Source organism: Acuticoccus sp. I52.16.1 (genome assembly GCF_022865125.1).
In the GTDB taxonomy this organism is placed as follows: domain Bacteria; phylum Pseudomonadota; class Alphaproteobacteria; order Rhizobiales; family Amorphaceae; genus Acuticoccus.
Map to the genome: position 1 here is coordinate 4309622 of NZ_CP094828.1, position 15285 is coordinate 4324906.

At 71.1% G+C, this 15285-nt stretch carries 8 protein-coding genes; 3 read left to right on the forward strand and 5 right to left on the reverse strand.

Going from position 1 to position 15285, the window contains the following annotated elements; all coding sequences use genetic code 11:
* Nucleotides 1–5 precede the first annotated feature (5 nt).
* From MRB58_RS19495 to MRB58_RS19515, 5 genes are all read right to left on the reverse strand, one after another.
* Entirely contained in the window at nucleotides 6–1289 is a 1284-nt protein-coding gene (locus tag MRB58_RS19495; protein ID WP_244778753.1) for a TRAP transporter large permease, read from the reverse strand.
* A gap of 43 nt (nucleotides 1290–1332) precedes the next feature.
* Nucleotides 1333–1863, reverse strand: coding sequence for a TRAP transporter small permease (locus tag MRB58_RS19500; RefSeq protein WP_244778754.1), 531 nt, complete (start codon nucleotides 1861–1863; stop codon nucleotides 1333–1335).
* Complete coding sequence (locus MRB58_RS19505; RefSeq protein WP_244778755.1) at nucleotides 1860–2873, reverse strand: TRAP transporter substrate-binding protein; 1014 nt, start codon at nucleotides 2871–2873, stop codon at nucleotides 1860–1862. The genes MRB58_RS19500 and MRB58_RS19505 overlap by 4 nt, the downstream gene beginning before the upstream one ends.
* A 189-nt stretch (nucleotides 2874–3062) precedes the next feature.
* The gene (locus MRB58_RS19510; protein WP_244778756.1) at nucleotides 3063–4226 is read right to left on the reverse strand and encodes a DegT/DnrJ/EryC1/StrS aminotransferase family protein; all 1164 of its coding nucleotides are present in this window, start codon (nucleotides 4224–4226) and stop codon (nucleotides 3063–3065) included.
* Nucleotides 4227–4236: 10 nt separating this feature from the next.
* Nucleotides 4237–5175 (reverse strand): Gfo/Idh/MocA family protein, encoded by a 939-nt coding sequence (locus MRB58_RS19515; RefSeq protein WP_256461745.1) that lies wholly within the window; start codon nucleotides 5173–5175, stop codon nucleotides 4237–4239.
* A 272-nt stretch (nucleotides 5176–5447) separates the two neighbouring features.
* Between MRB58_RS19515 and MRB58_RS19520 the strand changes: the two genes are divergently transcribed.
* The 3 genes from MRB58_RS19520 to MRB58_RS19530 all read left to right on the forward strand — a co-directional run bounded on the left by MRB58_RS19520 (nucleotide 5448) and on the right by MRB58_RS19530 (nucleotide 15260).
* Complete coding sequence (locus tag MRB58_RS19520) at nucleotides 5448–6419, forward strand: carbohydrate kinase (RefSeq protein ID WP_244778758.1); 972 nt, start codon at nucleotides 5448–5450, stop codon at nucleotides 6417–6419.
* A 151-nt stretch (nucleotides 6420–6570) separates the two neighbouring features.
* Nucleotides 6571–13878: a type I polyketide synthase gene (locus tag MRB58_RS19525; RefSeq protein ID WP_244778759.1), complete on the forward strand. Its 7308-nt coding sequence runs from the start codon at nucleotides 6571–6573 to the stop codon at nucleotides 13876–13878.
* Nucleotides 13875–15260, forward strand: coding sequence for an aminotransferase class I/II-fold pyridoxal phosphate-dependent enzyme (locus MRB58_RS19530; RefSeq protein ID WP_244778760.1), 1386 nt, complete (start codon nucleotides 13875–13877; stop codon nucleotides 15258–15260). The genes MRB58_RS19525 and MRB58_RS19530 overlap by 4 nt, the downstream gene beginning before the upstream one ends.
* Nucleotides 15261–15285: the final 25 nt, after the last annotated feature.

Consider the following 15285-nt stretch of genomic DNA (forward strand, 5'->3'; position numbering starts at 1 on the left):
CCGCCTTACATGGTTCGCGGCAGGAAGAGCGCCAGCGACGGCACCGCGATCAGCAGCGCGATCCGCACCAGGTCCACCAGCACGAACGGGACGAGCCCGCGGAACACGGTCGCAAGGCGCAGGTCCGGCACCACCGAGGTGAGGACGAACGCGTTCATTCCGACCGGCGGCGTGATGTAGCTGATCTCGGTGACGACGACGACGAAGATGCCGAACCAGACGAGGTCGAACCCGGCGGCCTGGGCGACGGGGTAGAAGATCGGCACCGTGAGGACGATCATCGAGAGGCTTTCCAGCACGCAGCCCAGGACGAGGTAGATCGCGAAGATCGTCAGGATGATGGCGAGCGGGCTGTCGAGCGTGCCCAACAGGGTGCGGATGTCGCTCGTCATGCCGGAGAGGGTGACGTAGTTGGCGAAGGTGAGGGCGCCGAACAGAATGAAGAACATCATCGCCGTCATCTTCGCGGTCTCGAAGAGGGTGGCGAACGTCTCGGCCGGCTTCAGCCGTCCGCGCAGGATCGTCAGCACCAGCGCCCCGGCCGCGCCGCACCCCGCCGCCTCGGTGACGGTGAAGACGCCGAAGTAGATGCCCCCCATCACGAACGCGAAGAGGAGAAGCGTGCCGGAGATCCCCTTCAGCGCGCGGATCCGCTCGCCGAGCGGCAGCGGCGCTTCGCGGGGCAGGTCGATCCGGCCGGCGGCCAGCGAAAGGCGCACGGCGATCATGTAGAAGAGCACGCCGATGATCCCCGGCACCACGCCGGCGAGGAACAGCGAGCCGATGTCCTGGCTCGTCATGATCCCGTAGAAGATGAGGATCACGGACGGCGGGATCAGGATGCCGAGCGTGCCGCCCGCCGCGATCGACGCGCTGGAGAGCCCGTCCGGGTAGCCGTAGCGGCGCATCGACGGCAGCGCGATCTTCGACATCGTCGCCGCCGTCGCCAGCGACGAGCCGCACACCGAGGAGAACCCCCCGCACGCGACGACGGTCGCCATCGCGAGGCCGCCGCGGCGGTGGCGCAGCCAAGCGTTGGCGGCGGTGTAGAGGTCGTCGGCGATGCCCGACTGCATGACGAAGTTGCCCATCATCAGGAAGAGGGGCAGCACGGAGAGCGAGTAGTTGCGCGCGTTGTCGAAATAGGTCTGACCGAGGAGCGACAGCGCCGGGCCGAAGCCGATGATCGTGGCGGTGCCGATCACCCCCACCGCCATCAGCGCGAAGGCGATCGGCACGCCGACCATCATGAGGACGAGAAGGATCGCCATGCCGTACGGCCAATCCATCGTCAGCGGCTCCTGTCGGGCGAGGGGTGGGGCATCGCGCGGGTCAGACCGAGGCGCCGGTGCCGCCGCGCTCGGCCCGCAGCACGACGAGCGCCAGCGTCAGCACCGCGGCGAGAGCGCACAGCGCCGCCGCGGTGTAGGCGATCGGGCCGACCGGCAGGCGCAGGTAGGTCGTCACCTCGCCGTAGCTCGCGGTGCGCATCCCCTGCACGGCGAGGCGCCAGGCGACGACGCCGAGCGCCGCGGCGGTCAGCACGCGCGCCACCGCGAGCTCGATCCGACGGCCCCGCGCGCCGAGCCGCGCGGTCAAGAGCCGCACGGTGACGTGCCCGTCGTCGAGGCAGACCGCCGGCAGGCCGCAGAAGATGACCGCGGCGAGGATCAGCTCGGTCAGCTCGGTGGCGCCGAAGATCGGGCTGTTGAAGAGGTAACGCCCCGCGACGTCCACCACGGTGACGCCCATCAGCGCCAGGAGCAGCACCGCCGCGAGCCCCGCCAGCGCCATGCGGATCGGCCCGAGGCGGGGGCGGGGCGCCGCGGCGCCCTCGGCGGGCGGGGCCGGCGGGCGGCTCACTCGGCCGCGACGGCCGCGATCTCGGCCTTCAGCGCCTCCATGGCAGCCTTGGCGTCGACCCCGGTGGAGGCGACCTCCGCGAGCTTGGCGTCGATCACCGGCTGCAACGCGGCCTCGAACGCGGCCATCTGCGCCGCGCTCGCCTCCTCGAGGGCGATGTGGCCCTTCATCGCGTCGCGGCCGGCGGCGTCGGCGGCGTCCCAGGCCGAGCCGGCCATCCTTGCCAGCGCCTCGCCGGAGACCTTGTCGATTGCGGCCTTGTCCTCGTCGGCGAGGGCGGACCAGCGGGCCTTGTTCATCACCACGAAGAACGAGGTGTTGTAGAGCCCGCCGGGGATCACGAGCCCTTTGTCGAGCAGGCTGTCGAGCTTGAAGAAGGTGACCGATTCGAAGGGGAAGAGGATCCCGTCCGCCACCCCGCCCGACAGAAGCTCGTAGGTCTTCGACGACGGCGCCAGCACCGGCGCCGCACCCAGCGCCGCGGCGACATCGCCGGCGATCCCGCCGCCGACGCGGATCTTCGTGCCTTGCAGCGGCATGTCGGCGGCAAGGTCCGTCCCCTCGGTGAAGATCTCGCCGGGGCCGTGGGTGAAGACGGCCAGCACCTTGACGTCGTCCGCCTCGCCCGCGGCGGCGAGCATCTTTTCGTAGACGCGCCAGTAGGCGACGGAGATCACCTCCGCGCTGTCGCCCAGGAACGGCATCTCGGCGATGGAGATCGTCTTGAACCGGCCGGGATTGTAGCCGTGGACGCCGTAGGTGATGTCGGCGATGCCGTTGACGGCGAAGTCGTAGTGCGCCGGCGGCGGCCCGAGCGGCGCGTCCAGGATCTCGACCGTCACACGCCCCTCGGTCGCCTGCTCGATGGCGGCGGCGTAGGGGACCATCACGTCCTTCATCAACGGGTGGCCGGGCGGCAGCCAGTTGGCCATGCGCAAGGTGGTCTGCGCGGCGGCGGGGCCGGAGAGGAGCGCGAGCGCGAGGGGGAGGGCGAGTGCGAGGGATCTCATGATCCATTCTCCATCAACGAGCCGGGGGACCATGGCCTCGGCGCCAACCCCTTCAGGGCGCGCGCGAAAACCGCGGTCGACGGCCGGAGCTTGCACGGTTGTCGAAGGATTGCCAAGCGGCGCCGCAGCCGGTCCCCGGACACGAAAAAGCCGGCCTCGGGGGCCGGCTTCGCGTTCGAGCCGGGAGGCTCAGACGGTCTCGATCGCCTCGGCGAGGCTGTCGCACACGTGGCGGGCCTCCTCGTCGGTGAGGTCGGGGCCCATCGGCAGGCTCAGCACCTCGTTCGCCAGCATCTCCGACACCGGCAAATGCTCCTCGCCGGTGAGCGACGCGGCGAAGGCCGGGTGGCGGTGCAGCGGCACGCGGTAGAAGAGACCGGTGCCGATCTGCCGGTCGGTCAGCGCCTGGCGCACCGCGTCGCGGTACTTCACGCGCACGGTGTAGAGCGCCCAGGCCGAGCGCACGCTCTTGGTGTCGGCCGGCGGCTGGGTGCAGATGTCGGAGAGTTCCGACTGGTAGAGCGCGGCGAGCTCGGCCCGGCGGTTCAGCTCGGCCTTGAAGACCGAGAGCTTGGACAGGAGGATCGCCGCCTGGATGGTGTCGAGCCGGCCGGTCATGCCGATGCGCATCGCCTCGTCGCCGTCGCCCTGGCGGCCGTGGGTGCGGATCTGGCGCACGATGCCGGCGAGGTCGTCGTCGTCGGTCAGCACCGCGCCGCCGTCACCGAACGCGCCGAGCGGCTTCGTCGGATAGAAGGAGACGCACGAGATCGGCGCCAGCGCTCCGACCCGCTTGGCCCCCACCGAGCCGCCGAAGGACTGCGCGGCGTCGGCGATCAGCGGCAGGCCGTGCATGTCGGCCACGGCCTTCAGCGCGGTGTAGTCGGCCGGGCGGCCGAAGAGGTCCACCGGCATGACCGCCTTCGGGGTCAGCCCGCGGGCCTTGGCGGAGGCGACCGCGCCGTCGATCTCGGCGGCGCCCATGTTGTAGGTCGCGGGGTCGACGTCGACGAAGATCGGCGTCGCGCCGACCGTCAGCACCACCGCCGCGGTCGCCGAGAAGGTGAAGGCCGGGACGAGGACGGCGTCGCCGGGGCCGATCCCCATCGCCATCAGCGCCATGATGAGCGCGTCGCGGCCGGAGGAGACGGCGATGCAGTGCTTCACGCCGCAGAACGCGGCGAGATCATGCTCCAGCTCGGTGACTTCGGGGCCGAGGATGTACTGGCCGTGGTCGAGCGCCTTGGCGATGCGGCGGTCGATGTCGAACCGCAGACGGGCCTGCTGACGCTTCAGGTCGAACAACGGGATCGGCGAATCGGTAACCGGGGCCCGTGCGAGGATGGCAGTCATGTTCGACCTTTCAGGCAGACAACTGGAACGAAGAGGTGGCGATCGCCGCGCGGATCCGCTCGGCGACCGCGAGGGCTGCGGCGCCGGCTTTGCCGGTCACCGTGGGTCGCGGGCCGCCCAGGACGGCCCGCACGAACTCGTCGAGTTCGGTGAAGAGGTTGTCGCGCGGGGCGACCGCTTCGTCGGCGGCGATGGCGCCGCCGGCGGTGCGGGCGAGGCGCCCCGCGGCGAGGTCGGCGCGCCACACCCCGTCCGCATCGTGCACGGTGAGGACGCGCTCGGTGACGGGCGAGAGGCGGCTGGCGGAGAGGTCCGCGGTGACGCCGTTCGCGAAGTGGAGCGTGGCGATCGCCGATTCGGTGCCGCCGTCCGGCGCCTGCGCGGTGACGGTGCGCGGCATCGCGCCGGCCAGCGTCAGCGCCAGGTCGATGTCGTGGATCATGAGGTCGAGCACGACGTCGACGACCGGCGGCACGGGCCGCGGCGGGTTGTGCCGGCGGGCGGCGATATGGGTGACGCCGCGGGCCTGGGAGGCGAGGGCGGCGAACGCGGGGTTGAAGCGCTCGATATGGCCGACCTGCAAGATCACGCCGGCGCGTTCGGCGGCGGCCACCAGCGCGGCGGCGTCGGTGTCGGTCCCGGCGATCGGCTTCTCGATGAAGACGGAGGCGCCCTTGGCGATCAGCGGCTCGGCGATGGCGCGGTGCGCCTCGGTCGGCACGGCGATGACGGCGGCGTCGGGCGTGATGGAGGCGAGGTCGCTCGTCCAGGCGGTGCCGAGATCGCCCGCCAGCTCGGCCGCACGCGCGCCGTCGCGGTCGACGATGGTGACCTGACCGACCAGCGGGTGTTGGCTGAGGTGCCTGGCATGATGGCGTCCGAAGGAGCCGGCACCGATGGAGGCGATGTGAAGCGCTTGCATGTCCTGTGAAGTAGCATGCGCTTCGATACTTTGGAGTTACCGGGCGGCCCGAAACCGGCCTGACGCACTCAAATGGTGTTGCAGCATGTTACCAAATGGCGCCTTTGCCACACACCACTGTGGTGGTGTTGCAGAATTGTCGGCCCCGCTATGCGCTCGGCGCACAGCTCAAGCGATCCGACAACTCTGAGATGCCCACAACGCTCTTCGTGATTCGGGGGAAGGGTGCGACTTATCCCTGACGGTGAGAATCGTTTACTTGCGTTCCGCGCGCAACACATCTCTATGTCGCTCCCCAATTGTATCGGTATGAGGCGGATGGTGCAGCGGCCCCGGCAAGGAACAGCGGCGTGATCGTGTCGTGCGGCGAAGCGCTCGTGGACCTCATGCCCGAGGAGCTGGACGGCGAACTGATCTACCGGCCGGTGCTGGGGGGCTCGCCCTACAACGTGGCGCTGGGCGTGGCGCGTCTGGGCGGGCGGGCGGCCTATCTGTGGGAGCTGTCGAGCGACCGGCTGGGCTGCGCCTTCGCCGAGGCGTTGGCGAACGAGGGGGTGGACATCTCCGCCGTCCGGCGTTCGGCGCGGGCGACTCCTGTGGGTATCGTCGATCTGTCGGGCTCCGAGCCCCGGTACAATATCGCCGATCCGGACCGGGTGATGCACGATACCGATCCGCCCGCATTGCCGGCCGGCGCGTCGATCCTGGTGGTCGGCTCGGCGGTGCTGGCGCAGGAGCCGGTGGCGGATCGGCTGGAGGCGCTGGCCATGGCGGCGCCGCTGGTGGCGATGGACTATAATGTGCGGCTGCCGAGCATCACCGACCTGCCGCGCTACCGGGGGCGGCTGGAGCGGATGTCGGCGCGGGCGGGAATCGTGAAGGCGAGCGAGGCCGACCTGGCGATGATCGGGGTGGACGACGCGGAGGCGTTTCTGCACCGTATGTTGCAGGCCGGCGCCGCTTTGGCGGTCCTGACGCGCGGCGGCGAAGGGGTCTCGGCCTGGACGGCGGGTGCGTCGGTGCATGTCGCGGCGCGCCGAGTCGAGGTTGTCGATGCAGTCGGGGCTGGAGATGCGTTCATGGCAGGTTTATTAGCATCACTCCAATGTGGAAAGTTGTTGGCCGGGCCGTCGCTCCACGCGCTGACCGAGGCGCGGTTGACCGACGTCATCGGAACAGCGCAATCGGTCGCCGCGGTTGCGTGTACGAAGCGAGGAGCCGTCATGCCGAAACATACAGAAATCGGTGGACCGTTGTTCCCGCTCGCCTGAGGCCTCCGCCTTTGTTGCTTGGAAAACCTCGATCGCCTATGCGTCTGTATCGCCCGGACGATGCAGTTTTTGCGACTTGGGGGCAGGATGAATCTCGAATGAGCCGGTTCGTCTTGTCTCGGTTCGCCGGTTGGACTGAAGGATCGCCAGTATGACGGTTACGGACTCGCGTGTCGCTCTTGTCGGGTCCGCTTGCCGCCTCCCCCAAGCTGAAGGGCTGGAGGCGTTCTGGGATGTGCTCGTCAACGCCAAGTGCGTGATCTCCTCGCTCGACGAGGAGCGATTCGGCACGCTGCCCTACCTGCACCCGGACCGCTCCAAGCCCGGCCGCTCGGTGACGTTCGCGGCCGGCCAGATCGCGCGCCCCTATCACTTCGACCCGGGCTATTTCGGCATCTCGCCGCGCGAGGCCGCCACGATGGACCCGCAGCAGCGCGTCCTCCTGGAGGTCGCCGTCGAGGCGCTGGAGAACGCCGGCATCCCGGCCGACCGCCTCGCCGGCCAGCAGGTCGGCGTCTATGTCGGCGCGTCCTCGCTCGATTATTCCAACGAGGCGCAGCTCGACCCGATGTCGATCGAGCCGCAGTCGATGACGGGCAACACGCTCTCCATCGTCGCCAACCGCGTCTCCTACGTGTTCGACCTGCGCGGCCCCAGCTACACGGTCGACACCGCCTGCTCGTCCTCGCTCATCGCCCTGCACCAGGCGATCGAGGACATCCGCGCCGGCAAGATCGAGACCGCCATCGTCGGCGGCGTCTCGCTGCTCCTCAACCACATTCCGTTCATCGGCTTCTCGCGCGCGTCGATGCTGTCGGCGGGCGGCCTGTGCCGCGCGTTCGACGCCGGCGCGGACGGCTACGTGCGCTCCGAGGGCGCCGTCGTCATGGTGCTGCGCTCCGAAGAGGCGGCGCGGCGGGACAGCGACCCGATTCGCGCCCGCTTCGTCGGCTCCGGCATCAACGCCGACGGGCGGACCGCGGGCCTCTCGCTGCCGTCCCCCACGGCGCAGGCCGACCTGCTGCGCCAGGTCTACGAGGCGGGCGGGATCGACCCGGCACGCCTCGCCTTCGTGGAGGCGCACGGCACCGGCACGCGCGTCGGCGACCCGATCGAGACCAACGCCATCGGCACCGTGCTGGGCCAGAAGCACGGCGATCCGCTGCTGATCGGCTCGTCGAAGACCAACTTCGGCCATCTGGAGCCGGCCTCCGGCCTCGTCGGTATCCTGAAGTCGCAGCTGGCGCTGGCCAACAACCTGCTGCCGGCCTCGCTCCATTTCGAGGTCCCCAACCCGGACATCGACTTCACCGAGCTGAACCTCACCGTCGCGGCCGAGGCGACGACGCTGGCGCGGGCGCCGGAACCGCGCCTCGCCGGTATCAATTCGTTCGGCTTCGGCGGCGCCAACGCGCACGTCGTCATGGCCGACGGGGAGCCGATCGGCGAGGCGGCTGCGCCCAAGGGCGACGCACCGCTGGTCGTCAGCGCCGCCACCCGCGCGGCGCTGGGCGAGCTCGCGGCCGCCACCGCCAAGGCCCTCGGCGGCGCCGATGCCGCCCGCCTCGCGGCCCACGTCAACGCCGCCGCGCACCGCCGGCAGCGCCTGTCGCACCGCGCCGTGATCGCGTCGGACGACGCCAGCGCCATGGTCGCGGCGCTGAACGCCGTCGCCGAGGGGCAGAACCACCCGCTCGCCGCCGTCGGCGAGGCGGCCTCGGTGGGCGAAAAGCCGGTATTCGTCTATTCGGGGAACGGCTCGCAGTGGGCCGGCATGGGGCGCGCCGCCTACCAGGGCGAGACCGATTTCCGCCTCTCGTTCGACCGCACGGACCGGCTCTTCATGTCGGTCGCGGGCTGGTCGCTGGTGACGATGCTGTTCTCCGGCGACCTCGAGACCGAGATCGAGCGGACCGAGATCGCTCAGCCGCTGCTGTTCGCGATCCAGGTCGCGCTGACCGACGCGCTGGAGCGCCGCGGCGTCACCCCGTCGGCGGTGATGGGCCACTCGGTGGGCGAGGTCGCCGCCGCGTGGGCCTCCGGCGCGCTGTCGCTGAGCGATGCGGTCAAGGTGATCCACGCCCGCTCCACGCACCAGGAGGTGACCCGTCACCTCGGCGGGATGGCGGCGCTGCTGCTGCCGGCCGAAGAGGCGGTGGAGGCGATCGCGCCCTACCACGGGCTGGAGCTGGCGGCGGTCAATTCCAGCCGCTCCGTCACCATCTCGGGACCGACCGAGCAGCTCGCCGTCTTCGGCAAGGACGCCCGCAAGAAGCGCTGGGCGATGAAGCGGCTCGACCTCGACTATCCGTTCCACTGCGCGCTGGTGGAGCCGATCCGCGGACCACTGCTGCAGTCGCTGAGCGCCATCGCGCCGCGGCCGACCACCATCCCGATGATCTCCACCGTGACGGGCGAGCCGGTCGACGGGACGCGGCTCGGCGCCGACTACTGGTGGGAGAACGTGCGCCAGCCGGTCGATTTCCAGAAGGGCGTCCTCGCCTCGCTGGAGGAGGGCCACCGCCTTTATGTGGAGATCGGGCCCCGCCCGGTGCTGACCGGCTACCTCAACGACGCGCTGCGCACCGCCGAGATCCGCGCCACCGTGCTGCCGTCCTTCCGCCAGGGCGAGGGCGCGGCCGAGCCGGTCGCCGAGGTTCTGCGCACGCTGATCGCCAACGGGACCGCCATCGACGATGCGGCGCTGTTCGGCGAGCGACGTGCCGCGCCGGACCTGCTGCCGACCTACCCCTGGCAGCACCAGCGCTACAAGAAGGCCGAGTCGAACGAGATCGTCTGGCTGATGAAGCGGCGCGATCACGTGCTGCTCGGCGACCGCGTGCGCGAGGACATCCACGAGTGGCGCATCGGGCTCGACCCGGTGGTGCTGCCCTTCCTCGCCGACCACACGGTCGAGACGTCGGTCGTCTTCCCCGCGGCGGGCTTCACCGAGATGCTGCTGGCGGTGGGCCGCGTGCTCTATCCGGGCCACCCGGTGGAGGTGCGCGGGCTCGACATCATCGCCCCGCTGGTGCTCGACGCGTCGGACGACCGCACCGTGCGCACGCGCGAGATCGCGCCGCAGACCTTCGTCATCGAGAGCCGCATCCGCGGGGCCGACGACGGCTGGTCGCCGCACGTCAAGGCGACGGTCGCCAAGGCCCCCGCCGCGCCGCACGGTGCGGCGATCGCGGTGCCGGAGGGCGCGCCGACGGTGCCGGCCGCACGGCTCTACGAGATCACCGCGCAGTTCGGGCTCCCCTACGGCCCGGTCTTCCGCCGCGCCAACCTCGTCACCCTGGTGGACGATTCGCACATTCACGTGCGCCTCAGCCCGCCGGATCCGGCCACCGCGCGCCTCAAGCTGGCGCTCGACCCGACGATGTTCGACGCCTGCTTCCATGGCCTCTTCGCCTTCCTGGCGGGGCGCGACGAGGTCCGCGGCGTGGCGGTCCTGCCGATCCGTCTCGGCCGCCTGACGCTCGCCGCCGACGCCGCGACGCCGACCGAAGCCGACATCACCGTTCGCCGCCCGACCGAGGGGATCGTCGAGGCCGACTTCGTGCTGCGCGATGCCGCCGGCGCCGTCGTCGCCACCGCCGAGGCGGTGCGCTTCCAGGCCGTGCCGCTGGCCCACGCGGTCGGCGAGCCGGTGGTCGCCGCGCCGAAGCTGCGCCGCGTCGCCCGCGTCAGCGCGCCCGCATCGGACCTGCCGCCGCTGGCCCCGTCGGTCGATACCGCGACCGAGCCGTCCGAGACCGCACTCTTCGTCGAGGCCGGGGTGCTCGCCGCCGCGGTCGAGGCGCTGGGGCCGATCCTGACGCCGCCGGCGTCGCTGCAGAGCTGCGTCGCCGAGGGGCGCCTCGCCGGCAACGCCGTGCCGCTGGCCGCGCGCGTGCTGCCGGCGCTCGTCGCCGCGGGCCTCGCCGAGGAGGACGGCGGCACGTTCGCGCTCACCGGCGAACCGGTCGACATCTCCGAGATCGTCACCCTCCTGATCGAGGAGCATCCCGAGCGGCTCGCCGAGGCGACGCTCCTCGCCGCGCTTCCCGAGTGGCTCGCCGAGACCTTCCGCTCCGGCCTCGCCGCCGAGCACCCGGCATCCGACGCGCTCCTCGACCAGCTCCTCGTCAGCGCCCCGTTCACCGCGCCGCTCTACGCCGCGATCGGCGCCTTGACCGACACGGCGCTCAGCTCCAGCGGCGCGGCACTGACGGTCTGCCTCGTCGGCGCCGGCAACGTCGCCTTCGCGCGGGAGGTGGCCGCGCTGATCGATCCGGAGCGGGTCCGCCTCACGATCACCGATACCTGCCCCGTCACGCTGGAGCGCACCGCGCTGGTGTGGGACCGGCACGAGGGCGTCCACCTGGAGCCGTTCTCCGCCGCCCGCGAGCACCGGTACGACCTCGTCGTGATGACGCCGCAGTTCGGACCGATGGACGTCGCCGCCGCGGCGGAGTGCCTGCGGCCGGGCGGGCGGCTCCTGGGCGGCGCGCTCGCCGGCAACCTCTTCGCCGACGTGATCGGCGGCCTCACCACCGACTGGTGGGCCGCCTCGCTCGATGCGGAAAGCCCCGTCGGTGCGCTCAATGCGCCCGAGGAGTGGACCGCTGCGCTCACCGAAGCCGGCCTCGAAGCGATCGACGTGCACACCCTGCCGTCGGACGAGACCGACGCGATGATCTTCACCGCGAGCCGTGCCGCCGGTGTCAAGGCGCCGACGCTCGAGACCTTCCCCGCCCTCGTCGCCGACGGCCCGGCCGCCGGGCGCACGCTGGAAGCCCTGCGTGCGATGGCCGACGACGCGCCCGAGCTCGCCGACCTGACCGCCACTCCCGACGGGCCGGTGGTGCTCGCCGTCGACGTGCCAGAGCCGGCCGACCTCCCGGCGCGCCTCGCCGCCGTCGGTTCGTGGCTCGTCGCCCTCGGCACCGAGGCGCGCACCGTGACCCTGGTGACGTTCGGCGCCCAGGTGGAAGGAGCCAAGGAGGTCCGCCCGACCGCCGCCGCCGTCTCCGCCTTCGGCCGCGTCGCGATGAACGAGTTCCCGCACCTCGACATCCGCCTCGTCGACATCGCCGCGTCGTTCGACGCCAGTGAGGCGGCCGTGCGCCTGATGGCCGAGCTGGTCGAGCCCAACGGCGAGCGCGAGATTGTCCTCTCCAGCGACCACCGCAGCGTGATGCGCTACGTGCCGCTGGCGGAGGAGACCGCCGGCGAGGCGCTCACCCTCGCCGTGCCCCGTCGCGGCTCGATCGACAATCTCGTCTGGTCGCCGACGCAGCATCCGCCGCTCGGCGCGGGCGACGTGCGCATCAAGGTCGAGGCGTCGGGCCTCAACTTCCGCGACGTGATGTGGACCCTCGGCCTCTTGCCGCACGAGGCGCTGGAGGACGGCTTCGCCGGCCCGACGCTCGGCATGGAATGTGCCGGTGTGGTCGAGGCGGTGGGCGAGGAGGTCACGGACGTGAAGCCGGGCGACCTGGTGCTCGCCTTCGCGCCGCAGTCCTTCGCCAGCCACGTCACGGTGACGGCGCAGTCGGTGATCCCGCGTCCGGTGGAGCTCGCGGCCGAGGCCGCGGCGACCATGCCGGTCGCCTTCCTCACCGCCTACTACGCCCTCATCGAATTGGCGCACTTGGAGGAAGACGAGACCGTCCTCATCCACGGCGGCGCCGGCGGCGTCGGCCTCGCGGCATTGCAGATCGCCAAGTGGCGCGGCGCGCGCGTCTTCGTGACCGCCGGCACGCCGGAAAAGCGCGCACTGCTGCGGGAGCTGGGCGCTGACGAGGTGTTCGATTCGCGCGGTCTGACCTTTGCCGAGGAGGCCAAGGCCGCGACGGACGGGGAGGGCGTCGACGTCGTCCTCAACTCGCTCGCGGGCGAGGCGATGGAGCGCTCGCTCGACACGCTGAAGCCGTTCGGCCGCTTCTGCGAGCTGGGCAAGCGCGACTTCTATGCCGACACCAAGCTCGGCCTGCGCCCGTTCCGGCAGAACCTCAGCTATTTCGGCATCGACGCCGACCAGCTGATGAAGCACCGCCCCAAGGTGGCGCGCCGGGTGCTGGGCCAGATCGTCGCGATGATGGACTCCGGCGACCTGACGCCGCTGCCCTATCGCCCGTTCGACGCCGGCGGCGTGAAGGACGCCTATCGCCTGATGCAGGCCGCCGGGCATATCGGCAAAATCGTCGTCACCCCGCCGCAGCCCGTCGCGCCGACGGTGGCGCATCAGCCGGTCGCCATCGTGGCCGACAAGGCCTACCTCCTGGTCGGCGGCGTCTCCGGATTCGGTTTCCGCACCGCCGAATGGTTGATCGAGCACGGCGCCGAGGACCTCGTGCTGGTGAGCCGCTCCGGCGTCAAGGACCAGGCCGTCGCCGAGGCGATCGAGGCCTATCGCGGCAAGGGCATCGCCATCGACGTGCGCTCGCTCGACGTCACGAACGAGGCGGCGGTGCGCGAGCTGGTCGCCGAGATCGGCACCACGCGCCCGCTCGGCGGCGTCTTCCACATGGCGATGGTGCTCGACGATGCGCTGATCGCCTCGCTGGACGCGGGCCGGTTCGAGACGGCGATGCACCCCAAGATCGCCGGCGCCAACGCGCTGGAGGCGGCGACCGCGGACATCCCGCTCGACCTCTTCGTGCTCTATTCGTCGATCACGGTGCAGCTCGGCAATCCGGGCCAGGCCAACTACGTCGCCGCCAACGCCTACCTGGAGGCGATCGCGCGTCGCCGCCGGGCGCGCGGGCAGGCGGGGCTCACTATCGCCTGGGGCGCGATCGCCGACGCCGGCGTCTTCGCCCGATCGCTGGAGACGTCCGACCTGCTGCGCCGCAAGCTGGGCCGCCACGCGATCACCGCCGGCGACGGGCTCGCGGTCCTGAAGCGCTTCCTCGACGAGGGGGCGATGACCTCCGGACCCGCGGTGCGCCTGATCGGTCAGGTGGATTGGGCGACGGCGCGCAAGGAGCTGATCATCGCCCGCAGCCCCGCGTTCGAGGATCTCGCCGACGCCGCCGACGCGGACGGCGACGACGCCGGCTCGCTGGACCTCGCCGAGCGTATCGCCGGCCTCTCGCCGTCCGAGGCGGTGGCCGAGGTGACGCGCCTGCTGGCGGTGGAGATTAGCCGCATCCTCAAGATGCCGGCCTCCGAGGTGGACCCGCACAAGCCGCTCACCACGCTCGGCATGGATTCGCTGATGGGCGTGGAGCTCAGAATGAGCGCCGAGCAGAAGCTCGGCGTCGACATTCCGCTGATGTCGCTCACGGCGGGCGCCACGCTCGCCGACATCGCCAAGAAGGTCGTGCATCGCACCACCGGAGAAGAGGCGAGCGACGAGGACCAGGACGAGCTGATCGCCCGCCACATCGGGTCCGCCGATGCGCCGCGTGAGGCGATCGAAGCCGCGGTGCGCGAGCGAACCGCGGGTGTGAGGACCATCCTGTCATGAAGAAGCGCGGCATCGGCTCCCTCAAGTCGGCGGCGAAGGATCAGCTCCTCGCCGCCGCGCGGGCCTCCCGTCAGGCGGGTCTCGAACGCAAGCTCGAGCGCCTCGTGCCGGACAACTCCGACGGCCGCTCCGTCGGCAAGTCGTTCGATTTCTCCACGCTGGAGACGGCGCGGCAGCTGAAGATCCAGCGCGCCGCCGCCGAGATGCTCAACATCGACGTGCCGTTCTTCCGCCCGCACGACGTGCAGGCCGCCGCGCACACGCGTATCGGCAACCGCGAGTACATCAACTTCTCCTCCTACGACTATTGCGGCCTCAACGGTGACCCGCGCGTCACCGCCGCCGCCCGCGAGGCGATGGAGCGCTTCGGCACCTCCGTGTCCGCCTCGCGCGTCGTCTCCGGCGAGCGGCCGTTCCACCGCGAGCTGGAGAAGAACATCGCCCGCTTCCTGGGTGTGGAGGACGCGGTGGCGATGGTCTCCGGCCATGCCACCAACGTCACCACGATCGGCCACCTCCTGGGGCCGAACGACCTGGTGCTGGCGGACGCGTTCATCCACAACTCCATCGTCGAGGGGGTGCGGCTCGCCGGGGCGACGCGGCTCACCTTCCGCCACAACGACATGGACCACCTCGCCGAGCTCTTGTCGGCCAAGCGCCACCAGTTCAACCGTGTGCTGATCGCGGTCGAGGGCCTCTACTCGATGGACGGCGACACGCCGCCGCTCGACCGCCTGATCCGCCTCAAGACCCGCCACGACGCGTGGCTGCTGGTGGACGAGGCGCACGCGCTGGGCGTCGTCGGCCAGACCGGACGGGGCCTCGCCGAGCGGGAGGGGATCGACCCCAACGCCGTCGAGATCTGGATGGGGACGCTGTCCAAGACGCTGTCGTCCTGCGGCGGCTTCATCGCCGGCTCCACGGCGCTGGTGGAATACCTGAAGGCGACGGCCCCGGGCTTCGTCTTCTCCGTCGGTCTCGCCCCCTCCGTCGCCGCCTCGGCCAATGCGGCGCTGCTGGCGCTGGAGGCCGAGCCGGAGCGCGTCGCCCGGCTGGTCCACAACGGCCAGCATTTCCTCAAGGCCGCCAAGGCCGCGGGGCTCGACACCGGCACCGCCGAGGGGCTCGCGGTGCTTCCGGTCATCATCGGCGATTCCATCGTCTCCGCGCTCGTCGCCCACCGCCTCGCGGAGGCGGGCGTGAACGTGCAGCCGATCATCTTCCCCGCCGTTCCCGAGCAGGCGGCGCGGCTGCGCTTCTTCGTCAACGCCACCCACACCGAAGACGACATCGACACCGCCGTCCGCCTCACGGCCGAATGCCTCGAGCGCACCCGCAAGGACGGCGCCGGCCTGACCCAGCTCGCCGCCAGCTTGCGGTAGGCACAAGCGCTGCGCGGGCGGCTCG

Bases quoted from the DNA above. Each gene is read 5' to 3' on its own strand.
- MRB58_RS19505 (WP_244778755.1), bottom strand. From the start codon at position 2,873: ATGAGATCCCTCGCACTCGCCCTCCCCCTCGCGCTCGCGCTCCTCTCC.
- MRB58_RS19510 (WP_244778756.1), bottom strand. From the start codon at position 4,226: ATGACTGCCATCCTCGCACGGGCCCCGGTTACCGATTCGCCGATCCCG.
- MRB58_RS19530 (WP_244778760.1), top strand. From the start codon at position 13,875: ATGAAGAAGCGCGGCATCGGCTCCCTCAAGTCGGCGGCGAAGGATCAG.
- MRB58_RS19495 (WP_244778753.1), bottom strand. From the start codon at position 1,289: ATGGATTGGCCGTACGGCATGGCGATCCTTCTCGTCCTCATGATGGTC.
- MRB58_RS19525 (WP_244778759.1), top strand. From the start codon at position 6,571: ATGACGGTTACGGACTCGCGTGTCGCTCTTGTCGGGTCCGCTTGCCGC.